This window comes from Sphingobacterium sp. JUb56, assembly GCF_014191365.1.
GTDB lineage: Bacteria > Bacteroidota > Bacteroidia > Sphingobacteriales > Sphingobacteriaceae > Sphingobacterium > Sphingobacterium anhuiense.
The window spans coordinates 2219584-2246222 of sequence record NZ_JACHWL010000001.1; the positions used below are offsets into that span (position 1 = coordinate 2219584).

21 protein-coding genes are annotated in these 26639 nt (G+C 32.8%); 10 read left to right on the forward strand and 11 right to left on the reverse strand.

From position 1 onward, the window contains the following. A complete protein-coding gene (locus FHR29_RS09190; RefSeq protein ID WP_183914016.1) occupies positions 1-471 on the forward strand; it encodes a hypothetical protein in 471 nt (156 codons plus the stop codon). After that, a complete protein-coding gene (locus tag FHR29_RS09195) occupies positions 459-2375 on the forward strand; it encodes an ATP-binding protein (RefSeq protein ID WP_183914018.1) in 1917 nt (638 codons plus the stop codon). The genes FHR29_RS09190 and FHR29_RS09195 overlap by 13 nt, the downstream gene beginning before the upstream one ends. A 1062-nt stretch (positions 2376-3437) precedes the next feature. On the opposite strand, the gene FHR29_RS09200 is transcribed toward FHR29_RS09195, so the two are convergent. Then, positions 3438-3806, reverse strand: coding sequence for a hypothetical protein (locus tag FHR29_RS09200; RefSeq protein ID WP_183914020.1), 369 nt, complete (start codon positions 3804-3806; stop codon positions 3438-3440). Positions 3807-4453: 647 nt separating this feature from the next. Here FHR29_RS09200 and FHR29_RS09205 point away from each other — a divergent pair. Further along, positions 4454-4783 carry a YegP family protein gene (locus tag FHR29_RS09205; RefSeq protein WP_409322011.1) on the forward strand — a complete coding sequence of 110 codons (330 nt, stop codon included), beginning with the start codon at positions 4454-4456 and terminating at the stop codon, positions 4781-4783. Between the two features lie 261 nt (positions 4784-5044). Here FHR29_RS09205 and FHR29_RS09210 read toward each other — a convergent pair whose 3' ends face one another. The 8 genes from FHR29_RS09210 to FHR29_RS09245 form a co-directional block, all read right to left on the reverse strand. After that, complete coding sequence (locus FHR29_RS09210; RefSeq protein WP_183914022.1) at positions 5045-5497, reverse strand: hypothetical protein; 453 nt, start codon at positions 5495-5497, stop codon at positions 5045-5047. A gap of 327 nt (positions 5498-5824) precedes the next feature. Beyond that, positions 5825-6073 (reverse strand): hypothetical protein, encoded by a 249-nt coding sequence (locus FHR29_RS09215; RefSeq protein ID WP_183914024.1) that lies wholly within the window; start codon positions 6071-6073, stop codon positions 5825-5827. 215 nt (positions 6074-6288) lie between these two features. Continuing rightward, positions 6289-7290, reverse strand: coding sequence for an HNH endonuclease (locus FHR29_RS09220; protein ID WP_183914026.1), 1002 nt, complete (start codon positions 7288-7290; stop codon positions 6289-6291). Then, positions 7277-9646: an AAA family ATPase gene (locus FHR29_RS09225; RefSeq protein WP_183914028.1), complete on the reverse strand. Its 2370-nt coding sequence runs from the start codon at positions 9644-9646 to the stop codon at positions 7277-7279. The genes FHR29_RS09220 and FHR29_RS09225 overlap by 14 nt, the downstream gene beginning before the upstream one ends. Before the next feature lie 308 nt (positions 9647-9954). Next, on the reverse strand, positions 9955-10713 hold the full coding sequence (locus tag FHR29_RS09230) for a hypothetical protein (RefSeq protein ID WP_183914031.1): 759 nt from the start codon (positions 10711-10713) through the stop codon (positions 9955-9957). Next, positions 10676-10999, reverse strand: a complete 324-nt coding sequence (locus tag FHR29_RS09235; RefSeq protein ID WP_183914033.1) for a heavy metal-binding domain-containing protein — start codon at positions 10997-10999, stop codon at positions 10676-10678. The genes FHR29_RS09230 and FHR29_RS09235 overlap by 38 nt, the downstream gene beginning before the upstream one ends. 393 nt (positions 11000-11392) lie before the next feature. Beyond that, positions 11393-13882, reverse strand: a complete 2490-nt coding sequence (locus FHR29_RS09240) for a hypothetical protein (RefSeq protein ID WP_183914035.1) — start codon at positions 13880-13882, stop codon at positions 11393-11395. Positions 13883-14083: 201 nt separating this feature from the next. Continuing rightward, on the reverse strand, positions 14084-14533 hold the full coding sequence (locus FHR29_RS09245) for a nuclear transport factor 2 family protein (RefSeq protein ID WP_183914037.1): 450 nt from the start codon (positions 14531-14533) through the stop codon (positions 14084-14086). 268 nt (positions 14534-14801) lie between these two features. Between FHR29_RS09245 and FHR29_RS09250 the strand changes: the two genes are divergently transcribed. From FHR29_RS09250 to FHR29_RS09270, 5 genes are all read left to right on the forward strand, one after another. Beyond that, the gene (locus FHR29_RS09250; RefSeq protein WP_183914039.1) at positions 14802-15569 is read left to right on the forward strand and encodes a DUF4262 domain-containing protein; all 768 of its coding nucleotides are present in this window, start codon (positions 14802-14804) and stop codon (positions 15567-15569) included. 131 nt (positions 15570-15700) lie between these two features. Further along, positions 15701-16381, forward strand: coding sequence for a YiiX family permuted papain-like enzyme (locus FHR29_RS09255; RefSeq protein WP_183914041.1), 681 nt, complete (start codon positions 15701-15703; stop codon positions 16379-16381). Between the two features lie 409 nt (positions 16382-16790). Next, positions 16791-18482, forward strand: coding sequence for a hypothetical protein (locus tag FHR29_RS09260; protein ID WP_183914043.1), 1692 nt, complete (start codon positions 16791-16793; stop codon positions 18480-18482). An 8-nt stretch (positions 18483-18490) separates the two neighbouring features. After that, positions 18491-20200, forward strand: coding sequence for an IPT/TIG domain-containing protein (locus tag FHR29_RS09265; protein WP_183914045.1), 1710 nt, complete (start codon positions 18491-18493; stop codon positions 20198-20200). A gap of 25 nt (positions 20201-20225) precedes the next feature. Next, positions 20226-21935: an IPT/TIG domain-containing protein gene (locus tag FHR29_RS09270; RefSeq protein WP_183914047.1), complete on the forward strand. Its 1710-nt coding sequence runs from the start codon at positions 20226-20228 to the stop codon at positions 21933-21935. Between the two features lie 538 nt (positions 21936-22473). Here FHR29_RS09270 and FHR29_RS09275 read toward each other — a convergent pair. Continuing rightward, the gene (locus FHR29_RS09275) at positions 22474-22923 is read right to left on the reverse strand and encodes a nuclear transport factor 2 family protein (RefSeq protein ID WP_183914049.1); all 450 of its coding nucleotides are present in this window, start codon (positions 22921-22923) and stop codon (positions 22474-22476) included. Between the two features lie 378 nt (positions 22924-23301). Between FHR29_RS09275 and FHR29_RS09280 the strand changes: the two genes are divergently transcribed. Continuing rightward, complete coding sequence (locus tag FHR29_RS09280; protein ID WP_183914052.1) at positions 23302-24216, forward strand: hypothetical protein; 915 nt, start codon at positions 23302-23304, stop codon at positions 24214-24216. A gap of 6 nt (positions 24217-24222) precedes the next feature. Here FHR29_RS09280 and FHR29_RS09285 read toward each other — a convergent pair whose 3' ends face one another. Next, positions 24223-24543 carry a heavy metal-binding domain-containing protein gene (locus FHR29_RS09285; RefSeq protein ID WP_183914054.1) on the reverse strand — a complete coding sequence of 107 codons (321 nt, stop codon included), beginning with the start codon at positions 24541-24543 and terminating at the stop codon, positions 24223-24225. A gap of 387 nt (positions 24544-24930) precedes the next feature. On the opposite strand from FHR29_RS09285, the gene FHR29_RS09290 reads away from it, so the two are divergent. Continuing rightward, the gene (locus tag FHR29_RS09290) at positions 24931-26415 is read left to right on the forward strand and encodes an MAC/perforin domain-containing protein (RefSeq protein ID WP_183914056.1); all 1485 of its coding nucleotides are present in this window, start codon (positions 24931-24933) and stop codon (positions 26413-26415) included. The last annotated feature ends 224 nt before the right edge of the window (positions 26416-26639 follow it).

Sequence of the window (26639 nt, forward strand, 5' to 3'; positions counted from 1 at the left end):
ATGTTTATCCAAAAGGAAGACTACAATTACCTAGCTTACAGCACAATAGTTTTACTAAAATTTTTAGACTGTACGACCGAGGAAAGGAGATTCAGGGATTTTAGAAAAATTGCATACTTGGTCGATTTTGTCAATGAGGGTGGAAAACCAAGCATATTTGAAAAACAACGCCTGGCTGATATCTATAATAAAGCTCAGATAAAGAAAAAATTGCTGCATCATTTGATTATTGTACTCAAAAACAGAGAACTCATCAATGTCTCGATGAATAAATCTTCACAAACTATCGACCTTTGGTTAAATAAAGAACTTATACCTGTGGATTTTTTTGATGCTAATATATTTGAAAATGAGATTTCTAACGTAGCAGAATTAAAAAAAACTTTAACTGCAAGAGTCAGAAGTATGACAATAAAAAATTTAGTTGAAAAAATATTTAATGATAATAATATACTTACGTGGGGAGTTTAATTGTTAAAAAAGTAAAGTATTCAGGAGAAAATTATTCTTATGAATCACCAGAACTGGGCGCAGGAATCAATATTATTCTTGGTGACAATGGCTCTGGAAAAAGTACGTTCAGCTATTTTATCGAGTATGCACTGGGTGGTAAAGTAAAACCCTTCGAGAACGATCATGAAGATGCTCGATACTCCCTAATAGTAGATGATACAAATAACTATGTGCAGATCGATATCCTGATCGATCAGGCTCCCTATTCACTGAAAAGGTTCATAGGTAAGCAAGATGTTTTTGTGGACAATGGTATAATAACCGAGACTTACCCCATCAATAGAAGAGGCGACGTACCTATTTTTTCAGATTGGATATTGACTAAATTTAGAATCCCAATCTTTGAAATTTATATTGGAGCATCCCACTGGTATTTTAATTTCAGTGACCTCTTTAGGCTACTGAACTACGATCAGAATACAGAGCCAAGAAAAATCTATAAATCGCCTGTGGCAGAAAATTTTATCGCTGACTCCATTATAATCAGAAAATCTATATTCGAAATTCTTTTAGGAATTTCTTCGGTGGAATACTTTAAAAAATTAGATGCATTAAAGGCCGCAACAAAAAAAAGGGATGCTGCTAAAGCACTCTTACAAAATTATGAATCCACTCAAGAAACAGTACATAACATTGAATCTCTAAAACAACGTCAGGTAGATACTAATGCTTCTCTTAAAAAACTTGAGGAGGAACGTGACTCTTATCAGATGAGAGAAACAACTGTAGATGATAAAATCGGAGAATTAGCAGGTATACAGTCCATGCTTGTAGATCTCGAACTAAAGACTTCAAGGGAAAGAATACTTCTGAAATCATTGGAAAATGAACAGATAAAGGTCGATCAAGTCCATCGTACACTGTTGGAAGAGATACAGCAGATCCAAAAGATCATTTTCACGCATGACAGGCTTGACCTGTTTTCGATGGAAGTCTGCCCTTTCTGTATGAACAAAAAGGAAATAGCCAAAGGAGTCTGTATATGTGGTTCCAAATTCAAGGAAGATGATTATGAAAAGTTCGTTTACAACTCAAGCGAATACAAAGACATCCTATCCCACAGACAAAATAGCATTAAAGCAATCACCCAAGCCAAGGAAGAATATACTGAGGATGTTCGAGAAGTAACAAGAAATATAGAGAAAAGTTCAAAACTTATAGAAGAATATACTTCAAAGCTAAAAACAGTGATCGAAACAGCAGAATTTGCGGGAAATACAACAGTAATTGATGACTATAATGACCGCATCCTAAAGCTAAAAGAGCAACTGATGGAGATTGGCTATGCACTTAGAACAAGTACGCAATGGAAAAAACTATTCGATGATCTTGAAACTAAAATTGCAGAACTTAAAACCGCTCAGATTAATTATAATAAAGCAAAAACTGAATATGATTTGAATAATGCAAAAACAATCGAATTATTCAATAAAGTCTACAGCGCATTACTATCTCAATCCTCATATGAAAGTACAGAAGCACATATTGATGAGGATTACATGCCATTTATTGATAACCGAGAATACAAAGCGCATAGCAGTGAAGTCCCAAAAAGATTGATGTATTACTTTACGATGCTATCACTAGCACTTAAATTACCTTCAGTCAAGCACCCAAGATTTCTTTTAATCGATACACCAGAAGATTCAGGAATTGATACAGACCACCTTAATCAAAATCTAGAACTACTACTTGAAGCAATTAAACTTGGTAAGCAAGAAGATGGGACTATTGAAAAATTTCAGGTGATTTTAACTACGGGATATGGCAAGTTCCCAGAATCATTCCAAACTTTTGTTAAGGAACGTTTCTCAAAACAAGATGGTAACTTTATATTAAAATCAAAAATGCTCGACATTTAAAAATTGTGAGAGTATAACTTAAACTGTGTTATTCAAAAGACATGTATTATTTTATTTTTTAGACTACATTTATTATAAAGTACTTCAAAATTGTCCATAGAATCCCTTGCTATCTATGATATCTCAATAGACTGCGAAAAAGATTTGACAAGCCCTTGCAGCTCCGAGAATTAAGGGGCAAAGTTCTGGTGAAATTTGCTAATCGATCTCAAACAGAGTGTTGTTGAGGATATTTTATAACATGTATTGATGCGCTGAAAGGATTTCCAAAAGCGATGGAGACAATCTTTTACAAAACCCTAGGCACAATTATATATCGCCCATCAGATCAGAAGCAGTATATGGTATTTAAACAAAAAAACACTAATGGAAGACCTAAAGACAGTCTATAAAGCCGTAAATGAGGAAATCGGATATGAGAATCTCTTACAGGTTGAAGAAAAGTGGGGAGTAAAGTATCCATTAGCTGCAAAATCATGATTAAATAACTAGGCTAATCTTGCTACTTATTTTGAATACGAGGGATCAGGTGCGAAAGGTTACCAAATCGAGCATAACGAGCTCATGAATGCCTATAAAATTAGCACGAATGAATAAACCAAAGGTGCATTCAATTCAGAACAGGCACTGATGAAATTACTGTACCTGATTATAAAAGATATATCAAAGAAATGGACGATGCCAATGCACAATTTGGGCTTGACTATATCACAACTATATATTAAATTTGGTAGGCGCAAGCTAGATAGAAACTTTTATGACACAGTTCGTGGTATACCCCCAAAAAAGCAATTATCATTTTTTTATATATAGAAACTGGCTATAATCATAGATTACATACTGCAGGTAGTTTCCCAGAAGAATTTGGAAAAATTAATATTCACTTTTTGTTGCAGTCCATTCCTATTCGAACCGTAGTGTTAATGGGCATTTGAATGGAGGAACATTTAATATTCCTCCATAAAGACTATATTGTGGACTCATGTATAAGGTTAGAATTATAATAAAATCTAAAACATAATTATTATACACATTTTTATAGATACAAGGATAAGTCAAATCTTACTTCTCTTGATTTCTTTTGATTTTTGCCTTTTCAGCAAGATCATATAACAATTGTTCACCTATATTCTGTTCTCCATCGGTTAACAATTCATTTCCATCATCTTGTGAATCAAAATAATCTTCTTCTGGTTCATCGTTCAAATCAATATCTACACAGAAATTATTCAATTCAACAATTTTATTAAGAATTTCTTTTGGGGAATTTTCATTAAAACGAATAAAGTAACCATATACATAATCATCATTCCCTACATTCTCTTCAATATCAAAAGTAGTATTACATAATTCCTCGTAAGTAAGGCCCAACTGATCTGCGATTTTTCTATCTCGCTTTTCCTGTTGCATATCTTCAAATTGTCTGCTCATAAAATTTATTTTTTGAAACAGCAATTTAAGAAAAAAAAATAATACTTTAGAACAATTATTACATAAATATAAATATTTCCCACGAGCGGCAAAATTATTCAATAAAAATGTAAAAAGAACTCTGATCCAGTTTCAAGAATAAAATTAAACGAGACTTTTATAATAAAAACTGTGATACCCTATTATTTCTGATAAAATATCACCTAACGACTCATTAATCAACCAATCTCCTCTTCAATAGCTCCAACTCTCCTGCTATAACATCTGGCCATCGAGCAAAACCATCTCTAATGATTTGCTCCCCTTCGCTAATACTAAATAAATTTGAAATACTAAATGCTGACTCTCGTATACCGGCAATCTGTCTGAAAGTGAGCTGTGCTTTGCTCTTAGCAGTTTTTACAGCTTCAGGATGATTGAGAATATACTCTTACTGTATTTTCTTTAAATTCATCTTTTTTTTATTGACCTCTAATTATTTCTTTGGTACGATTCGCTCAAATGGTGGGAATGACGAAATTTATAACGATTGAAGTGAAAAATATTTGATGCCCCCCTTTGTTCGTGTAAATATTTTTTATAAAAATCCGACTAAAGTTATCTAGTCAGTTGATTTTTAAATATATTTATGATATATTCATGTAAAAATTAGATTATGGGAAAATTTATTATTAAAACGGCTACTAACGGTCAGTTTTAATTTAAAAGCGGACAATGGCCAGACCATCCTGTCCAGCGAAATGTACACGACTAAAGCTGGCTGTACAAATGGGATTGATTCTGTAAAGACAAATTCACAAATTGATGGTCGTTATGAAAAGAAAACTTCGAGTAACGGAAAACCATATTTCAACCTAAAATCCAGCAATGGGCAGGTGATCGGAAATAGCGAATTGTACGAATCAACAGCGAGCAGAGATAATGGCATTACATCAGTTAAGAATAATGCCCCAAATGCATCCATCGTTGAAGAATAAATATAGAAAGAAGTAAAGCCTCATTCAAAGCAGGCTTTACTTCTTTTGAATCAGAAAACTTGCATAGAACCACCATTTTTAAAATCGTTAGTAGTTTTCTCCCAAGTACCCATCAATCGTTGATACTTTATTGCATCTAATTCGAGAGTTCTTCAGGTTTGATATTTTAGGGAACCATGATGAATTCAACTGCTTCTTTAATTTCTTCCATCAGCAAAGCTTTTTTTGCAAGGGCTTCCGTAAACTTTTATTCAATTTATGTTAATAGATAGGATGATAAAGCCTGTCTTCTCGCTTTCTTTTAAGTGAAAAACTTTCAATGTACTTGAAATTATTAGTACATTTCCCGTCCTGACCAAACAAACTGATTAAAGTACGAGATGAACCGTAGTTCTCTACAAGTACATGGCTTGTGAATAGGTTCTTAAGCATTGTTGATATAGCGGAACGGGACTCCTTTAAATCTTTATCTGACCAATCAATCGCTTCCGCTATTCTATCCAATCTAATTTCCAAGCCTGTTTGTGTGAACGTTAAGCTTAGTGGCACCCTATTATGGCCTCCTCCGTCATTTAAGTTGATTTTAAGCCAAGATTCTATAGACATTTCATCCACTGAAAAATCAGGGTTTTCAAACAAATGTAGGGCGTTGATTTCATCCAGTACCCCATTTACTAAATTTACTTTTTCGGATACTTCTTTAGTATAGATCATGGTTAAGGTTTTAGTCCGAGATTAAAAAGTGAACGCTTTACTTGAATAGACGGATTGGCAAAACTATTTGGCACAAAACTTCTAGGAACATAAATGTGAAATCTCGCAATATTCGGATTTGCCGAACTAGAACCAATTCCAATTCTAAACTTGTATCCCCATTCTCCTGCAGAGTTTTATCCAGTAAACCACCCTGCTTTAAATAGTCCTCATCCTTGATTTAATGTTCCTTGTGCATTTACTGCTGAACTTCCAAACCTAGTAGATGTAATTCCAAATTTTTCGTTTAAAAATAAATTCCCACCGAAACTTACCCCCTTAGCGGCATTATTTTATTTGTACATAACCAACTTTTCTACATTTAATTTTGAAATCAGAATTTTCATTTTCTTTTAAATCAGACCTTCCAAATACTAATGGACAAAAATCAAAAGTAACAACCCCTTTTTCACTTGTTAAAAGTGCAGAATTTATAGAAACACTAGATTGATTTTCTTTTTCTATAAAGCGAAATAAAATTATGTCTTCAAAAGAAAGCTTAATTGTTTCAAATTCCCAATCTTTTAATTTATTCATACATTTAATAATAACCTCAATATTCTTTGATGTATCTTCTATATTGTACACGAGCTTTAAAACTAAGGAGTCCGAAAAGTGTTCGTATTTATTTTTTATTTCGTTTATCATATTTTAAATTTTATTGACGTCGCTTTTTTATATGCTGTTAATAAATCTTATAGTTCAAATGCCATTCTTATTTAATTTTTGAATTTGACGTATTTCATAATATATTAACTTAATTTTATTTCTCCTGATTTTTTATACTCTTCAAGCTCTCTATAGAAATCACTTTTAAATTTGTGCAAAGGAATATTTTGAATATTCCCGTCTGTATAGGGTGTTTCAGAGATAAAATATTCTAGATTATCTGAAATACCATTCTTACTTAATTTTTGAATTTGTTCTTTATAGGAGGAAGAATTAAATTTTCTATATCTTTCTAATAAATTTTCAATTGGTGATCTGTATTCTTTATATAAAGATGTCAATTCTAATCGTTTTTCTAAAGTAGGATTAATATTATCGATTTTTAAATCTTGAATATCTTTAAATTGAACATCTCCATTACTAATCGTAATAACATTTTTAAATTTAAACACAGGAGTATCTTCAGAGTCAAATGGATTAAAATTAAATTTTGATGAATCTGCATCCAATTTCCTTTGGTTACAATGAGCACATACTGGAACTAAATTATTTACACTCAAACTAACTAATGCATTTATACTTTTAGGATGAATATGGTCTAAATTTCCCTTAACATAAATTTTTCCATTATTAACACTATACGATGTGGTGTATTGGGCTAAACAGTAAACACAATTTTGAGAATTTATTTGACGGAAAATTTTTTTTAATATTTGTGTTCTTGATTCTAAATAATAACCAAAAATGTGTTCGATAATATTATTAAATGTAAAATCAGCTGTTATTTCTTTTTGTGCGAAAGAAGATTTTGGTAAAGATAATTTAGAATTAAATTGCTTTATATTGCAGATTTTTATTTTAGTATTTATTTCTTTGAGTTTTCCAATTATAGATAAAGGGGCTTTGATAAAAGAAAAATCACTATCAAAATCAACTATTTTAAGTAAATCAGTAAAAAAGGGTTTAACGACATCAATGGTTGAAAGCTTTTTCAAGTCCGTTTTTATTAAATCGTCAATTTTTTTAATTTTAGTATCTAAATTCGCATTTAGACTTTCTAAATCATATTCTTTAATCTTTAGCATGTCTAGATCTTTTTCGGTTTAATACTGTTTGTAATCTATTTATTTCATCTTCTAGAACATCTATTGATGTTTTTTCTTCAATTTGCTTTTTTACAATTCCTTTAAGAAAAGGATCTCCAATAAGATTAACAAAATCTAAATCTTCCTGATGAATTACATCCTTTTCTAACACCTCTTTTATTTTAACGGATACATATTCTCCAATAGCCCCATTTTTCAAAAAGAATTCATCTTTTAGTAAATCGTAAATGTTAGCAGCAAATGAATTGATACCATTATCAGGTGCAGGTTTTCCGGCGTTTAATTTTAAAATATTTTGAGTAGGAATATCTGATAATATAAAAGGTGAATGGGTAACCATTAAAATATTGTAATAAATATCATTTTGCTTTGTAACCTGCTGAATTTTTCTTAAAACAATTATCAGATTATTAATATAAACCCTTTGATATTCTGGATGTAAGTACAATTCTAATTCATCAAAAATTAAATTGATATTTCTGTATTTTATCAATTCATTTCCATCTTTAACAGAGAGTAAGTTATAATTATGGTAAGCAATAGTTAAAATAGAATTTATTAAATGTTGTTCACCAGAACTTAAAGATGTATACGGATACGCAAAAAGTTCGTTCTTTTCTATTAATTCATTTCTTTTATTCTCCCTTTTTTCTTTTGTTTTAACGACTTCTAAAACATGTGTAAAAACCGCTAATGGAATATCTTCAATATTTTTTCTGTTTCTAAAATATTTTTTATCAATGCTGATATTGACTTTACAATCATTTGAATTTTGAATCAACCTGCTTTCTTTAGTTTTAATACTTTTAAAAATGTCAAGTTTAAAATAATTAATAGCTTGTTTTAATTTAAAAGTAATATGACTGTTATCTTCTTTTAATTCCTGGATAAAAATAGAAAACAAATAGCATCGAAATTCTTTACCATTAAATAACTCTTCAACTAACTTTTTTATAGGATCGATATTATTGAAAACATTATATTTATCATAGGTAAGATGAGATAGGTGTTTACTAATATTATCATTAAGAGCAACAGCATAAAACGACATAAACGAAGACTTAATAAAATATAAATCTTCCTCACTTAGATTTTTTTCGTTTTCGCCTACATCTAAATATAATTCTAACATTATTTGTTCATAAATCGTATCTCTATTAATATTATTTTCCTTTTCTCTTTCCAAATTTGGCTCAATACCTTCTCTAGCAGCAGCATCTTTAAAATTAAAACCAAAAGGTAACCTATTAGAAAATAAAAAATGATACTTTTTAAACTTCTTATAAGTTTCTGATATTTTGTATATTTTTTTAAAGATGTATAAGTATGTTAATGTCTTATAAAAATCTAAATTATTTAAATCTGAATTATAGAAAACGTTACAATAATCGTTTTTATTAATTTTCACTGTATCTACATCACCAATAAAACTATTAATAACATCTAAAGAAATCAGATTGATAGTATTTTTATCAAATATAATCTCATTATAAACTTGTTCGCTAACATTTAGATTCAAAAAAGCCTGCAACGATCCATACGTCGATTCATTGGAATTTTTAATGTTTAAAATTTTAATTATATCGATTTCAAAATATATATTATGAATGTATATATGCTCAATAATTTGTTTAAAACCCAAAACATACGAATAAAATATAGCCCTCGACTGCATTAACATGTGTTCCTTATTGATATCATAATTTCCATATTCCTTAAATGGATTGATAACAATTGGTAACTGATAACCATCATTTTTGTAGAAAATAAGATCGATCCAAGGAGTTAAATTAGAATTAAGACCATAAATAGAATAGTTTAAAACATTCGTATAAAAATCAAATTCTTCACTATTTAAAGTTTTTTTTTCTGCTTTTTTATAAACTTTTACTTGATTATCAACTTCACTTAAATAAAATTTCGACTTTATATCTTCTTTACTAATCTTTATTATTTGTATTGTTTCATCATTCTTTAGAAGAACAATTTCCATATTTACTTCACTATTTAATTCTTTAATACTATTTGCATCCAAATGCTTTTTATTACAAAAAAGAGTAGCGTAATAAAACAACTCCAATAAGCTACTCTTTCCACTTCCGTTTTGGCCTACAATAGCGGAGATACTAATATTATCACCATATAAATTTAATGGTACAGTTGGGGTATATCCAATACTTTTTATTTCAATATCATCACCTACTTCAAAAGTATATTCATTATAAAATTGATATATGCAATTTTCTTTAAGACCTTTTAATAGTTCTAAAGAAGTTCCCTTTAGTGGACGAATTGCTATTAATTTGAAACGATTAGGAATATTTAATTTATTCATTATTTTTCTAATATGTATTTAGCTTAAAAAATTTTCTATTTTCATCAACTTGGTTTTGCAAATAAAATTGAGAGCTTAGGTTAGTCAAGTCGCATACTCCCTTTCTACACTTATTATAGAGTATATCTTTATCTCAGATGTAACACTATTTTCAAATAGATAGATGAGTATTTATAAATTACAGACTGAAGTATCTGAACTTTTTTAGATTTTTTCACTTCAAATTCTTTATTATTGCTGTTTAAAAACAGTCGGCAAGGAAATCCGACAGCTTGAATAAATAAAAAGTAAAATAGTTCTTTTCCACATTAAATCCCTTCTATAACATCTAATCTCCGATTAATCAGTTTCTGCACAGCTTCAGGTTTTAATTCCTCAGAACCGAAGCCTCGTTTATCTTTGGTACAAGAGCTACATACTGTAGCATCCAGCTTATTGCTATAGCCACATAAACATTCCCATACTTCTTTGCCCGAAGAAAACATGCCCTTTGATTCTTTAACGGTAACTACTTCTGGAAATAGCTGTACCAAGCCCTCTCCTTTCCATGTCTGTAGATAGGCAATATCTTGAGCCGAATACCAGTCTTTGTCTAAGGAAAGTACCTTCAATGCTGCCTTTTTTGCCAATAAAGATCCTGCTAACAGTTTCTCCACCTGATCGTAATCGATAAGATTGGAACTGCTGATAGCTTTGCTAATGATCTTAAACTGTGCAAGAGTTAAATCATCGGACAGCAACTGTCCATAGAGTATGGCTATAGCTTGATCTTTGTCCAGGAAATCAAAATAACGGAAGAGCGTGGATTGACGGTATTTGAATTCTTGATCCTCCCCTGTTTCATTCATCGCTTTGAATAGTATGGGTACAAATTCGGTCAATCGGGATGTGACTATAAATTCGGCTGTAGTATTGTCCATGGTATAGATACCGGTATAGCGTTCTATGATCAAGCTTGCTTTGACTTTGTTCTTAATAACTGATCCATCGATATCTCCACCTACCGCTTCTGCTTGTATATGTTTAATTTCATTGAGCAATACAGGAGTACCGATAGCGGTAATCATAAACGATCGGTGTTCCTTTGTCCGAGAGCTCATCAATATTGACGCTGAAGCCTATAACGGCATCTGCCCTATAGCTACGTGCATTTTGCTTTAAAGACTCGACTACGCTCTTATATAGCTCCTGTAGTTTGTTTTCATAATTGCGGGAGCGCCCACCGAAGAAATCGACAAAGCTGGCTCCGATCTCACTCAAAGCATTAGCTCCAATAACAGCGGTTGCTGATATAGGATCAAAATAACGCAGGACTTCTCTCCCCTCGATGGTATTGGTACTGGTAACGATCATGGTGTATGATGAATACTGTTTTAAAAACCCGAAAATAAAGGATCGGTTTGATTAAAAAATACGGGAAGCCGTAAGGAAGGGATAAAACATCTAAAGCCATTCTTGACAGAATGGCTTTATGCGTTTTATTTTATATGATCTATTGGATTTATTTCAGCTTTTCAATCTCGTCGATGGTAAGGCCTGTCGCCTCAGCAATTTGTTCACTATGAGTTTCATTTACCTTTAATTATGGATCAATGCATACATGTAAACTTATCTAAAAGCAACAATCGTTTAGATATCTTGGTATCGGATAAGAAAACACTGTGCATCGCAATATACAATCTCGCGGTTTTCTTTTAAAATGGTTAATTCACCCATGTTAATATCCTAAACATTTATTTTAATCAACTATGTTGCTAACATTCCTGCTGTCCTTAACTTAGATTTTAAATCTCTTAATTCAGTTAATATTGCTTGAACTTCGGCCTGTGTATATGTAGCATTAGGAGATGGTGCTATATCCGCAGAAGCAGCGGATTTTTTCCCATCCACCCAATCAGATCCATCCCACCATACTGGTCTATTTAAGGTTAAGTCAAAATATTCTTGACCTATAAGAGTAGTAACTGGTCTTTGAACAGTCGTTCCTCTAGGAATATAAGAATCTCTCTGATTGAATACATTATAAACCCTTGTACTAGGTTGGTTACCTAGTAGTTCTACATCAGCAGGGGTACCATTCCCAACAATTTCTGAAATTGTATTTCCACTACTGCCTGAGCCCAAACTGACCACCGGAAACATACCAATACCTCTAGAAAAAATATTACTTATTTTACTATTAATAATTCTATTGGTTTTGATTATAGGATTATCTAAAGCTGTTTGCGTTAAATTAAAGATATCTGATATAAAAATTCCAGTCTTTGCAACTCCTCCTTCTTGCGTATTAACAAAAATGCCAGACTCCGAATCTAATTTTATATTAGTTATATGTAAGAAACTACCTTCAAAGATAATAGCCGCTCTTGTTGGAGTAGTTAAAGCAGTACCGTATTTATAGATTACATTGCCAACTTTCAGTCTATCCCTATTAAAATTAACAAGCTCTTTTCTGGTATTGATGCTTAAATCTGAGCCGATAGTATCTGGATTAAAATAGTTTGCTGAAATAGCTTGGATATCAATAGTAATATTCGTTGCTACCGGAGTTCTAGTTGAAGAACCATTACTAGTAAAAATTGGTGCGCTAGTTCTATTAGAAGAATTATCACCCAAATCTAATATATGATTAAATTTTCTCCAATCTATGTTTGCTGAATTTCCCAGTGGATTACTGGAACCAAGAAAATTAGGGTTGTCAATTGTAATATGTAAGCCATCGATATTGAACATACCGCCATCAACTCTGACATCGCAATTTTTAGTTCTAAAATTCTTTATAATGACTTCGTTTTCGTACCATCCAAAAGCTGCGTTAAGAGCTTGTACTGAATTCCTACTTGGATCAGCTTCAATATAAATATTATCCATAACTATATTTCTAGCTATTCTAGCATAACCATTATTTGACAAAATGCCTCTTCTAAACAAGTTTTTAATTATAATATCTTTAAATAATACGTTATGAATTTCATTATTACCTGCTCCAAAAGAAGGATTCATCTCATAAAATACTTCACACGCGTCCACTATGACATCCTCTAATAATATATCACCACCGTCGTCACTTTGAAAAGCAATTTGTACGTTGGAACCATTACCATAATATCTCACACCTTTAACACTTGTACCTTTATTGATCTTAACAAGTGTAATCATTTGATACTGTAAATTGTTAACTTCAACTGATATATTGTTAACTTTTACATTCCCCATATAACTTACTTTAATAGCTCTTTTCCCAACATTATTAAAATAACAGTTATCAATATTTACATCACACTTTTGTGCTACCGATCCTCCATAAAATCTGATACCGTCAGCATCGTTAAAAGAAGTATATTCTCTCTGCGATAATCCATCAGATAACTTAGTGATGATTTCAGAAAATTTACAATTAGAAATATTTCCAGTTACAAAATCAGTCTGTATGGTAGGACTAGTTACATCAACCTTTGCATCACTGATATAAATACCTCCGCAAAATCCTTTTAAAATCTCTACTGGAGCATATGTACCAGTGTTATCATTTTTAATATTTGAAAATATACAGTGATCAATCGAGAAATTTCTTACCCCATATGGACTAACCATTATACCATATTGCTGATCATTACTAGTACCTTGTTTTGTACCCAAGGCATTTCTAAAAATACAGCCTGATATACTTGGATTTTTAATATTATCCGTTAGATGTATAAAACAATCTTTTAATTGTCTTCCCGATGCGTCAAATGTAGCTCCATTGATACTAAAATCATCAGCTTCTACACTTATAAATTTAGAATTATAATCTCCTGTAAATTCAAATAATAAATCGTCACCTATGATTTTAGCTCCTAATATTGATACAATTACTGTAGAGGAAATAATAAATTTACCATCGAATTTAAATGTAGTATTGTCTAGCTGTGATTTTAGAAGAATCTTAATTTTATCTGTATAATCTTCGGTTCTGTTTCCGATAATTCCAAAATAAGATACGTGAATAAAATTCATAAAATCATGAACTAATTTAATGTTGCCCGTGTTTATCACACTACCACCATCATCTGCTCCGGGATCGGTCTGGGCTAGGTAATAAATAATTGGAGCTGGTGTATCACCCTTTTCATAATACCCCAATAATTCGACTCCAGTATAAGTTGGGTTTGTACCTTGCAATGATGCAATTTCACATACAGATAAATCTCTCATATCTGCCATTGTGTTCTTAATTAAAAATTGATTTGCCATATTTTATGTTTTTTAAATTTGTAGAACAAAAGTATAGCTAACCCTAAGGGGATCTAAGAAGAATTGGTGTTATCTAGGCGGTAAATGAGATCTACCGAAAAGTCGGTCATCTTGAATATTTCAGCATGAGGAATTATGGTAAAAAAAGAAAAGCCACATCTCTCGACGTGGCCTTAACTAAACATATGATTAAATAATAAATTACTTGTACGAGTTGATCGATTGGGATACTTTCCAAATACCGCCGTCATTCACTAAAGTCACAAGATCGCTTTTGGTAAAGCCTTCAAACTGCATCGTCACTTTGGCGATCATATAATCAGCAGACTCCTGTACGATAGTGGTATTAGTTTTACAGTTTAACTGCTCTCCTTTTTGTTTTTTCAAGAAGGATATAACTTCTGAACGGCTGTTAGTTTTATCTTCTGATGCCTGAACTTTTTGACTAAAATCTGCTGTAAACAACTGCTCTACTCCTGTCGATTGTCCTTCTGTCATAACCGCAACATAATGATCAATGGCTAGATCTGCTGTTGATAAATTGACCACTGCTTTTTTAGGGTTTGCTACCTCTGGTTTGCCTGCTGCCATAGTGAATGTAGATACTGCGATCAATGCTGCTGCTGCGAATGTTTTTGCTAGAGTTTTCATAATGTCTTTATGTTATATTGTTATTAAGTTGCATCAGCCCCACATCCACCAACTCAAACCCTGATGCCTGCTTTGCAGTTGTTTCTAATTGTTATTAATTGTTGATTCAAAAGTAGGGTGTAAATCGTCCCTACCCTATGGTAATTAGACTAAACCAATTAAAAACTCGGTGAATGAAGGAAATGGATAGGTGAAGTTGTGTGGATCGATTCAAATTGCTAAATTCACCATACAATATATTTAACAAGGGGTAATGTAACTCCAAATTATGACCGGAAAAAGCGAACATAACTGTATTAATACTGATGATTTACTCGGAAGGACTAAAATAAACATAGACAAATTTGGTCTCCAGGTTATTACAGTCGCCGCGACAAACTATCTACCATCTTTTACTTATAGCATTGGTCTAACGCAAACATATCATCATCCTGAAATAATCTGCTTTGGTCTACCGACCGATTTGGCACACGAAATTACCAATATTGTTGCGGACCTAATCAAAGATGGTGAGGTATTTAAATGTGGAGAGATTTACAAAAATATCTTTAACGAGAGTAAGGCTATGTTTATCGCGGTAGATAAAAGAAACATCGATGATTATTTTGGTACTGGCATAAACTATTATCAAGACAAACAATTTGATGCGCTTCAATTAATCTGGACGGACAGTAATGGCAGATTTCCATGGGAGGAAAATTTTGAAGAAAAATATGTTTACATACAACCTTTGCTTGACAGGAATGCTGAATTTAAGTTTTATGAGCCTAAGAATTTAACAACTTTTACGACACGGCAATGGCTTGAAGAAAAAGAGCCTATATTGCATGTCGTTCATGATCATGATGGTGACTGGCAATTTCTCACTGGAGATCAAATGCCAGAAGATATTAAAATCGTTGCACTCGAAGAATTAACTAAGAAAGACAGTACATTGAACGAAATATTTGACCTAGAATATGGCGAAGAAGCAGAACGCGATATCATTGGTGGAAAATGGACACGAAATAGAATTGAAAATGATGAAGAAGAGTAATCAATAGATTATCTATCCTTTAGTCATTACGTGTATTAAAAAGAATGAAAAAAGGATAGAATATTTTTATCTCTATGCGATGTTAGAAGTATTTGTGAAATTTTCAGAGACAAAAACAACAAGAGACAACTATGAAAAAAGGGATTGTTTTACTAGGGCTTTGTGGACTGATTGTCGTCGGTGCTCTCCACGCCAAAAGAAAATTTCACGGCTCAAACCATCGACTGGACAAGGTGAAAACAGAGGTCAAAATTTTTGCAAATAAAAGCGAAATTAAAAATGGGGACTTAATATTTCAAACTTCACTTTCAGGACAAAGCAAAGCAATCCAACTTGCAACAAAATCAAAATATTCGCATTGCGGCATCATTTACATCGACAATGGACAACATTACGTTTTTGAAGCAGTTCAGCCTATTAAGGTAACACCACTTGACAAATGGATAGCACGAGGCAAAGACGGAAATTATGTAATTAAGCGATTAAAAAACGCTGATCAAATTTTGACAACTGAAACAATTCAGAAAATGAAACAGGAAGGCAATAAGTTTAAAGGTAAAAATTATGACATGACTTTTGAATGGAGTGACGACAAAATTTATTGTTCTGAACTGATCTGGAAAATCTACAAACGTGCGACAGGGCTTGAAATTGGCAAACTTGAACAACTAAGCGACTTTGACTTAACAAACGAAGTTGTTAAACAAAAAATGAAAGAGCGTTATGGCGACAAAATACCACTTAACGAAATTGTAATTTCACCAAAGGCAGTTTTTAACAGCGAACTATTAGAAACAATAAATGTAAATTAATAAATAGAAGATAACTTTACAAATCTCTTCGGTCGCTCCGATCCACTAGTTATCACAATAAGTAAGGTCTGTGATGGTCTTTCTACCATGAAAGATGATGTTTAAAAAGTTGATCAGGTTGACCTCGACTCCCAATATTATGATGACTTTCTAATCACATCAACTAATTTTAAATAGTTATAGTAACGTAACGCTATATATCTGTTTGAGAAAGAATTGGTAAATTCCAAGTAAATACAACTAACACAAAAGTATTTTGGATCAAGTCGTAAAATGTAGAATCGATAATAAACATAAAAATTACTAATAATAAAAATGGAATAAATATAACATTACACTTTGGAAACAAAAATTCACTTCAAGAAGAATTTTTATATCTTTGCCACAAAGTAGCCATTTTATTATTTTTATGAAGGGACAGCATTTTCTGCGTTGTTTAGTCTTACTATTCATTACGCAAATTTCCTGCAATAAGGTTGAAACGATACCTTTTGAGGATACTAGACCCATCCAATTGGAAACACATGGATTTGAGGTTAATCAAGACAAAAAAATCAGCCTAACATCGAACATCCTTTATCTCAATTCAGATAAGATCATCGAACATGGTTTTGAGTTTTTAATCTTTGACGAGGAGTATAAAGAAAAAACAAAGACTTTTCCGGTCAAAACCGAGGCTAAAATTGGCCGAGTGACTTTAACGCTGGATGAAAGCACGTTGAAAGACTTAGGTAACATCCAAAAATTTCGTTATTACATCAAAACCTCCAACAAAGATAACTTTGGGCAATATTTACTGTATTTTGTTAACCAACCAGTAGACTTTACGGTTCACCCAAACCAATCTGTAGTTGGTTATGTAGGAGATCTGGTAACATTAAAGGGTAATTTTAAAGATGTATCCAATCGTTACGATCTCTATTTTGGTGATTCAAGAGACAAAATACCGTTCTCGGTTAGCAACAGTGATATCGATCTGAGTTTCAAGCTCCCGTCATATAAAAATGGAGAATCAGCCTATGTATATCTAGTTTCAAAGGCAGATTCCAATCATACAGGACGACAATATGTACTCACAGAAGTCAAATTCCTTTCACGTCTCAATCCGCCAGATAGTTATAATATAGATATTTATTCTCATCTTACTTTAAGCGCAAAAGAAGGGTCGGCCTATAACTCCTCCATCCTAATCGGTGACAAACTAATTCCTTATGAGGTATATTTGAGATTAAGTGATCATTTGAGACCTGAAAATGGCGATAGTTATCGTTTAGGCTACTATAATGGCCGAGATACCGTTATATTTCCGCAAAAGCTACAAATAACGCGACCCGATGCCAAAGAAATCTACTTTCAGACAATCCGTGTTCACCCCTTAGGAAGTACAAAAGTATTAGGACTACATTCCTATAAACTCTTCGGGCCAACATCCTTTACACTTGGCAACCATCCTGTCCAATTGGGCTTCGATAACCAAGATGGATCTTATACCTTATCAGCTGGAAATCTCCCAGAAGGAGAATATCCATTAACGATCAAGAATATGAATTACGAATTGATCACTGAAAAGAAACTGAAGGTAGAAAAGCTAAAGGTTACCCAGCTCAGCCAGAACAGTCATGAAATGGGTAGTCCGGTTGTAATATCGGGCAATTTTATAAAAGGCCAGTATTATAATGTCGATTTTACAGGGAATGGAATTTATGGAATCGAAGCGGAAGAGGGCAAGATCCGATTTTCCATACCTATGCTCAAAAGTGGTGAACATCAAGTCACTGTTGGTTACTGGAATGAACTGCAAAGTAGCAATATACCTGTCCAAACAAATTTCAGTATTCAGGTGAATCCTTTTACCTATACAGGTTTTGCTCCGCTGAAAGGCAGTGGTGGTACAGAAATTCGGTTGAAAGGTAAATCGATTGCCTTTGCCACGATTTACTTGGGAGGCAATCAGATCCATTCTTCACAAATTAGTAACACTTTTGATGAAGTAGTGGTTACCATCCCCAACTTCCTTACGCCTGGTAAATATAAGATCAGTGCTAGACTTGCAGACCGTTGGTTACAGGTTCCAGAAATATTTGAAGTAACAGCACTTTAGAAAAGAATATGAAAACGCAATATACTACACAAAAATATAATCTATTGAGAACTTTTATATTCCTTACTGCAATACTTTATATGCTATCCAGCTGTAAAAAGGAATATAAAACTACGTACGTAGATGTCAGCCCGAATATAATCACCAATGCTCCTATGGGTGAAATTAGCCCTGAAAAATTAGTTTTCAATGGCATGATCCAAAATTTGAACAGCGAAACCATTGAAGAATTTGGGCTTATCATTCGCGGATTGGATGGAACAAATGATGAAATCATTGTTGATATGGGTATTGTACCGAAGTTAGGTTTTTTTCAATTTAGCTACAAACCGAAAAACAAACCTGAGCTGGGAAATCAATTTACTTATTATTTCTATATTAAAACAGATAAATCTTACGCCAAATCCAATGTATATCAGCAAACGATTGACGGTATCAACATTAACGCTTCAGGCACGCTATATAAAGCTGAGGGTGACACTGTGCGTATTAAAGGTGATTTTTCAAATGTTGATAATAAATACAGTGTTGATATCAAAGAGCTGAAAGCTCACCTGATACCAATCGTACTGAATAAAGAAAAGACAGAACTATCTTTTATTATGCCTGCCACATTGGGCACGCATAATGCATTTGTTAGTGCTGTTTTAAACCGCTATGAATCCACAACATTTTACAGTCGTGCACTTGTCGACATCCGCACCCTTGGTCGCCTTAAAGCCCCAACTATGCGCACATATTACCTCGATGAGATCATTAATTTTGAGGGGGTAAACTCATATGACAACAACAGTTTACGTGTTATTATTGGAGACCAAATCATTCCATATCATCGGGAAATCAGTTTAAGCACTATAAAAAATATTAAGGGAAACCATTTACGTATCGGCTATTTAAATGGTCGAGACTCAGTCATATTTCCGGGGATCATCACGATTGCTCGCGCGACACCAGATTTATTTCGATTAACAGCTAAAGAAGCACATCCAAACACAATGGTCAGGTTTCAGTTTGATGAGTATAACAAATACTACTATAATCAAGAAGTACCAACGCTTTCTCTTACAAATAGTAACAATGACTATCAGCTGAAACGTAGTCCCCATGATTACTCAGAGTATTACCTCGATGATGTTCAAGAAGGGAACTATTCCCTCCTACTCAACCATCCAATAGGGAATGTAGCTTCCAGCCAAACGATAAAGATAAAACCGTTCCAATGGTCAGCGCTAAACAATACTGAACTATATATTGGCGATATGATCTCTATCAGCGGTAATTTTATAGCAGGTTATGCTTATACGGTTAAACTAGAAAACTCTGATTATGAAAATGAGTATCGCGCAGAAAAGGATAAATTGACTTTTCAGGTACCCAGCATAGCAATGGGTCAATCAAGCTGGAAAATTGGATATAAACAATATAATGGTCAACAATTTTTCCCAAGTGATCCATTAAAAATAACTGTCTTAGCTCCTACATTTGATTCTTTTTCACCAGCAAAAGGAACTTCAGGTGAAATCATTACAATGAAAGGAAAAGCTATAAAATATGCCGATCAGGTTTTTATTGGCGACATTCCAATTATTCCGATTAGTTATAGTGACGATGAGATCATGTTTCAGATCCCTCTTGGCATTTCCAAAGGAAAAGTTAGATTATCCATTGTAAATAATGGTAAAGTCATCTCGTCTTCCGATTATTTTGAAATCAATTAATCGCTTATTACAACCACATAGTTACATGAAAAAAATCCTATATATATTAATTATTACAGCGTTCACTTTCGCTGCCTGTACAAAGACCGAAGAAACGTTATTGCCCATCACGGAGTCTAAAATCATTGTGTTTGATTATTCAAAAATAGATGCTATATCGCAATCTGGCGCCACAATCTCTTCTCGTTTAGTATCGCTTAACCAAGAAAACGTGCAAGAATATGGTGTGCTGATCTCTAGGTTCGGAAGTGGCAAATATGGTAAGGAGGAGCAGATTACCTTGGGCAAAGGTATCAAAATAGGACCTCTGAGTTATTCTTTTGCTCCAAAAGGTGGCCTGAAAAGCTCCGATCGCTACACCATAGGTTTTTATATACAGACCGATAAAGGTTTTTATAGATCCGCATCTGTTCTGATCCGGTGGAACAATATTTCAGTTGAACCTGCTGATATGAAAGCTGTCCGGACGGGTGATAAAATAACGATCAATGGAAACTTTGATGGAGTAGACGAATCTTATCTTATCCGTAATTCAAATTATCAATCGATAATTCCATACGAAATTAGTTCTGATAAGAAAAAGCTAACATATGAAGTTCCCAAAACCAATCTTCCACATGGTTCGACATTAGAATTCTATTTACAAAATATCTCAAGCAATGGACCTAACAATGGATTTCCAGATTATGAAAGCTATGCCCTTCCTCGCGTAAAAATCGCGGCTACGATCGATCCTATAATCCTAAATAACATCTATTTTATTACTCCTATTATATTAACAGGACAAAATCTACCCGATCGTTACCAAGAGGCAACAGATCTCTTCTTAATTGTAAATGGGATAAAAGTGAAATATCAAAACCCTTTAAATTTAAATGAAATCGCAGGATTAAAGGGTAACACATTTAAAATCGGTTACCATAATGGAATCAATGAGGTGATTTTTCCAAATGCAGTACAATTAATTCTGCCCAACGGTGCTGATATGATTTTCAACAAATCCGTCGTTCATCCTAAAACTTCATTACAAGTTAGTGGCATGAGATTCAACCAATTATTCTATAACAGCCCGTTCACAGTGCAATTCGGCGAGCAAGCAGCAAGTCAAGGCCAGCTCAATTATGATGAATCCATACTTGTACAAGTTCCTGATGTAAATAATGGATCCTACGCTGTTAGCATCAATAGTCCCTACTATGATAAAATAATAAGTAAAAATAAAATTGAAGTTCGTAAACTTATTCTAAATCAAATCGAAACAAAAACAGCTTATGTCGGTGACCAGATCAAAATAAATGGTACTTTCCTGGACGGAATAGAATATGGTTTAAGCCTAAATGATATTGACCTTTATGATAAAAAGGTAAATAATGGTACTATGAGCTTTAAGATACCGGACCAAAAAGAAGGAAAAGCAAACATTAAGATTTACTATTATGGTACGCATGAACAGGTCTATGGAGAAGGAAATTTATCTTTTACTATCGAAAAAAGTATGATTAGTAGTGTAAGTCCACTACAGGCTTATCCAGGAGACCTTATCACAGTTAAAGGAAAAGGGCTCAAGCATGCTGAACAGGTATTTCTAGGAGGACATTACGTCCAAATTGTGAATCGCACCGATGAAAGTTTTCAGTTTTTAGCACCGTCCAACTTTATGCAAGCCAAAGGTCGTGTAACTATAAATATTAATGAAGGGGTCATCCAATCCGACGATTACATAGAAATCAGGTAATTTCATAAAAGAGCGTCACATAAAAATGGCGCTCTTTTATTTATCACCCCAGATATGCCAATTTCTAAATACTTATTTATTATGGCTATCCACAATATCACATCAGTACAACCACATTTGGTGAGCTTTTGAAAATTGTTCCTTCCCTAAATATTATTGGTTTATGAAAAAAAATCTTCAATAATTAAATCTACATAATCATTGAAGCCAAAAGAATTTCTAAAATATTCTATTAACCAAAATGCTTAAAGGTTTTAAAAATTATTGTTAAAATGCCAGATGCCACAAAAAATAACCAATATCTTTTCATTTCACTATAGCCATCTTGAGATGTATATTTTAACATTAATCCAAGGCCGATAGAAAGAATGGATGCGATTAAACCGAACATTGTAATACTGAATAAATTTACTCTTCAGTAAAAATACGCTTAATTTTTTATACCGGGGCCTTTTATCAACACGAATTTATGGCGATAAAAAAACAAAAAATACATCTCTCGACCTGGCTTTAACTAGACATATGATTAAATAATAAATTACTTGTACGAGTTGATCGATTGGGATATTTTCCAGTTACCGCCGTCATTGACTAAAGTCACAAGATCGGTTTTGGTAAAACCTTCAAATTTCATGGTTACTTTGGCTATCATGTAGTCTGCTGACTCCTGTACGATGGTGGTACTTGTTTTACAGTTTAACTGCTCGCCTTTTTGCTTTTTCAAGAAGGAAATAACTTCTGAACGGCTATTGGTTTTATCTTCTGATGCCTGAACTTTTTGACTGAAGTCTGTTGTAAACAATTGCTCTACTCCTGCCGATTGTCCTTCTGTCATAACCGCAACGTAATGATCAATGGCCAGATCCGCTGTAGATAGATTAACTGCTGCTTTTTTAGGATTTGATACCTCTGGTTTGCCTGCTGCCATAGTGAATGTTGACACTGCGATCAAGGTTGCTGCTGCGAATGTTTTTACTAAAGTTTTCATAATGTCTTTATGTTATATTGTTAGTTTCTATTTGTTTGTTGATTCAAAAGTAGGGTGTAAATCGTCCCTACCCTATGGCAATTAGACTAAACCAACTAAAAACTCGGTGAACAGAGGAAATGGATAGGTGAAATTATTTTAAACTTTTTTGAACTATTCTATTCGACAGGTGTTCTTATTATACAAAGCGATAACAAACATACTTTCAGCATGAAAGTGGATAACGATAAATGACGTAGTACAGTAAATAAATCCAATTGCTTGAAAACAATTTGGATGACGAAACAAAAAAGAGGAAACGATAAGAAACATAAAAATTACTGTGCAGTTAAACGCCAAGATAAAGGGTCTAATGAGAATTAGGCCCTTTTGATGTATATGGATTTTCAAGAATTCGCAACTATTATCCATGATGTATATATGGTATTTATTCGTAACTTAATACGATTAACCTATATACTTACAATAACTAAATCTATGTATTCAAGCGGTATTAAATATAGTTTAGCTAGATGCTTTATAGTTGCTTCATTATTAGCTTTAAGTTTTATCGCCAAAAGCCAAGAAGATAAAGAGGTTATATTTATCTCGTATGAAAACTTTTTACCAACGCCCAAAATTGGTGTATATAAGTTTTATGAAGAACTTTTGAAAGCTTTTCCAAAGGCTAATGGAAGAATTATCATCGAATTCAGTGCAATGAAAGACAGCAGTGTTTTAGAGATAAAATATTTAGGTTATGTTAATGACATAGACTCATTGAAACAAAAATTTGAAAATATTTCAAAATGGATTCCTGCAACTAAAGATAGTAGACCTATGAGTATCAAGCAGAATTATTCATTTCAATTTGGTAAGCTATCTCATATAGGAGATATTGGTCATTTCTTTCATAAAAGTGACTCTGTAGCCGTTTATGATAAGGATCATATAAGACATATTGGAGGACGATGGTTAGATAGATTTTATATTTCTACCGTAGATTATTTTTTCAATAAAGGAAAAATCAAAAAGATTGTCATTAAGAATAACAACCTAAAAGAAGTACGAAGTATTTATGATAATTATAGCTATTACAAATCGCTCGAACAGTTTTTAATTTTCTATTATGGGCTACCTACCAAATATATTCAGTCTCCGAATATCCCTCGTCCCAGTAGTAAACTTTTTTATAAAATGATTAAAGAAATTGAAAATAAAGACTATTCGATCTCGTGGAATGATTTTTTGGACGGGGAAATTTTACTGGAAACGACAAAAGGTACAACTCAGTTAACGTATGAATTCTATTAACAGTGTTTAAGCAATAGATATGTACCGATAACGGTGATCATAAACGATTGGGGTTCCTTTGCCCGAGAGCTCATCAATATTGACGCTGAAGCCTATAACAGCATCTGTCCTATAGCTACGGGCATTTTGCTTTAAAGACTCCACTACGCTCTTATATAGCTCCTGTAATTTGTTTTCATAATTGCGGGAGCGCCCACCGAAAAGGTCTACCAAGCTCGCTCCTATTTCACTCAAAGCATTGGCTCCAATAACAGCTGTTGCTGAAATGGGATCAAAATAACGAAGGACTTCTCTCCCCTCGATGGAATTGGTACTGGTAACGATCATGGTGTACGATGAATACTGTTTTAAAAGCCCGAAAATAAAGCATCAGTTTGATTAAAAAATACGGGAAGCCGTAAGGAAGGTATAAACGTATAAAGCCATTCTTGAAAGAATGGCTTTATACGTTTATCTATATGATCTATTTGATTTATTGAATTTTAAGTTAGCTACTTTATCATTATTCCCAATCGTTTTAGACTATAGGGTTTAAAATATAAAAACATGTTATTAAATCACGAAAAAATTAACACTCAACACTAAAAGTTAATTTTAATATAAAATAAGGTGTTTGCTGAAAACTAAGTTAAGTTATTAAAAACTAATTTAGTTAAAAAGGATATTGCCAAACATGTTATTATTTATATCTTTGAAAACAAATAATAACTTTATATGAAAAGAAAATACTTCGTAATTCCATTACTAGTCTCAACATCTTTATTATCATGCAGTAAGAAAACAGAAATTGAAACTAACAACAAATCAAATAATGAAAATAATATAAGTTTAGATAAAAAAAAGGCTACGTTAAAAGTAATGGATAACCAACACAAAATGTTGGGTTTCAGTTATGATGTTACTAAAGAATACTTAGACAAGGATTCTTATAGTAGAGTAGTCATTGATTTAAAAAGACTTACTAGCGAAAATCCCTACTCAATTATATCTGTTGATGAATCTGGCACTTACGATTCATTTTACTACGGACACAATTCAAGTGATTATGTAAATAATATTACTGAAAAAAATGAGGTTTCGTTCAATATATTACCTGGCAATAAACCTAAAGAGGGAAGCAATAATTTTACAGGCAATATATCTAACAATAAAGAACTTATAACCAAGCATTCTTATTCAACCAAATATACATTTGCATCTGTAGATGTTTTAAGATATGTAAAATCTTTAAGAACTGAAGAAACACCTGCATTTTTATCTAATTACGTAACTTCAAAATTTATCACGGACTTAGAAAACCTTAGTCCAAATGAATTTGTAGCAGCTTACGGAACTCATGTTTTAACGAATATTACTTTAGGGGGTACATTACGCATACTTTATAAAAGCACATCCACAGATCAATTAAATTCAGCTACCAAAACAAATACTGTAAAGGCTGGCATTAATGCGATATTGCCAAAAATTGGTTTAGGTTTATCGGTTGACAAAACTTACATTAAAAATGAAAGTTTAGAAACTAAAAACACTAATATAGAAATGTTCATACGATCTAAAGCCGGTGACGGTGTTGATGTTAAATACAATGAAAACAACCGCGACCCATACCCACAGATCAACAAATTAAGCTGGGTAAATAGTGTAAATATAAATAATGCAGGTCTAGTGGATATTAATTGGAAAAAAACATTTCCGATTTATGACTTTATTCCAGCTTCTCATAGCTATAAAAAACAACAAATCATCGATGCTGTAAAAAGATATATCGAAGCAAATACATTAAAACCATTAGAACTTATTCCTGTTTATCAATGGTATAATCCAGGGAATTTTCATTATGCGTATGGAACCAATGAAACCCAAGTACACGGAAACTCATATATCAATCAAGGTATAGCTTTTTGGGTACCAAAAGAAGCTAATGATAAAACTGTACCAGTTTATCAATGGTATAATACAGGTAATTACATTTATGCTTACGGAATGAATACGACCCAACAGCACGGTGGTAAATTTGTCAATCAAGGACGAGCATTTTATGGTTATAATCATGACAACAATGACCCTAGTTTGGTTCCTATTTACCAGTGGTATCATACAAAAAAATATATTTATGCTTATGGAGAAAATGTAACTCAAGCTCATGGATCTGGATATATAAATCACGGTCCAGCTTTTAGAGCATATAGTGCAAAATAGGAAAAACAAGTAAAATCAATAGTCCATCTGTATCAATGATAAAGATGGACTATTGATTTTATTTATAGCTATTTGCCGAACAACGAGCTAAGAACTTTTGTTTAATCAATCGTTCTCCCTATAAGCAGTTCTAGCTCTCGTGCCATGATTTCAGGCCAATGAGCAAATTAGGACGAGATCCCCAATTATGTCATTGGTTTCTCTTTAAGAGTTTCTATCTAACT

Bases quoted from the DNA above. Each gene is read 5' to 3' on its own strand.
- FHR29_RS09250 (WP_183914039.1), top strand. From the start codon at position 14,802: ATGACCGGAAAAAGCGAACATAACTGTATTAATACTGATGATTTACTC.
- FHR29_RS09230 (WP_183914031.1), bottom strand. From the start codon at position 10,713: ATGATTACCGCTATCGGTACTCCTGTATTGCTCAATGAAATTAAACAT.
- FHR29_RS09260 (WP_183914043.1), top strand. From the start codon at position 16,791: ATGAAGGGACAGCATTTTCTGCGTTGTTTAGTCTTACTATTCATTACG.
- FHR29_RS09235 (WP_183914033.1), bottom strand. From the start codon at position 10,999: ATGATCGTTACCAGTACCAATACCATCGAGGGGAGAGAAGTCCTGCGT.
- FHR29_RS09270 (WP_183914047.1), top strand. From the start codon at position 20,226: ATGAAAAAAATCCTATATATATTAATTATTACAGCGTTCACTTTCGCT.
- FHR29_RS09190 (WP_183914016.1), top strand. From the start codon at position 1: ATGTTTATCCAAAAGGAAGACTACAATTACCTAGCTTACAGCACAATA.
- FHR29_RS09200 (WP_183914020.1), bottom strand. From the start codon at position 3,806: ATGAGCAGACAATTTGAAGATATGCAACAGGAAAAGCGAGATAGAAAA.
- FHR29_RS09240 (WP_183914035.1), bottom strand. From the start codon at position 13,882: ATGGCAAATCAATTTTTAATTAAGAACACAATGGCAGATATGAGAGAT.
- FHR29_RS09275 (WP_183914049.1), bottom strand. From the start codon at position 22,923: ATGAAAACTTTAGTAAAAACATTCGCAGCAGCAACCTTGATCGCAGTG.
- FHR29_RS09255 (WP_183914041.1), top strand. From the start codon at position 15,701: ATGAAAAAAGGGATTGTTTTACTAGGGCTTTGTGGACTGATTGTCGTC.
- FHR29_RS09290 (WP_183914056.1), top strand. From the start codon at position 24,931: ATGAAAAGAAAATACTTCGTAATTCCATTACTAGTCTCAACATCTTTA.
- FHR29_RS09285 (WP_183914054.1), bottom strand. From the start codon at position 24,543: ATGATCGTTACCAGTACCAATTCCATCGAGGGGAGAGAAGTCCTTCGT.
- FHR29_RS09220 (WP_183914026.1), bottom strand. From the start codon at position 7,290: ATGCTAAAGATTAAAGAATATGATTTAGAAAGTCTAAATGCGAATTTA.
- FHR29_RS09215 (WP_183914024.1), bottom strand. From the start codon at position 6,073: ATGAATAAATTAAAAGATTGGGAATTTGAAACAATTAAGCTTTCTTTT.
- FHR29_RS09225 (WP_183914028.1), bottom strand. From the start codon at position 9,646: ATGAATAAATTAAATATTCCTAATCGTTTCAAATTAATAGCAATTCGT.
- FHR29_RS09265 (WP_183914045.1), top strand. From the start codon at position 18,491: ATGAAAACGCAATATACTACACAAAAATATAATCTATTGAGAACTTTT.
- FHR29_RS09245 (WP_183914037.1), bottom strand. From the start codon at position 14,533: ATGAAAACTCTAGCAAAAACATTCGCAGCAGCAGCATTGATCGCAGTA.
- FHR29_RS09210 (WP_183914022.1), bottom strand. From the start codon at position 5,497: ATGATCTATACTAAAGAAGTATCCGAAAAAGTAAATTTAGTAAATGGG.
- FHR29_RS09280 (WP_183914052.1), top strand. From the start codon at position 23,302: ATGGATTTTCAAGAATTCGCAACTATTATCCATGATGTATATATGGTA.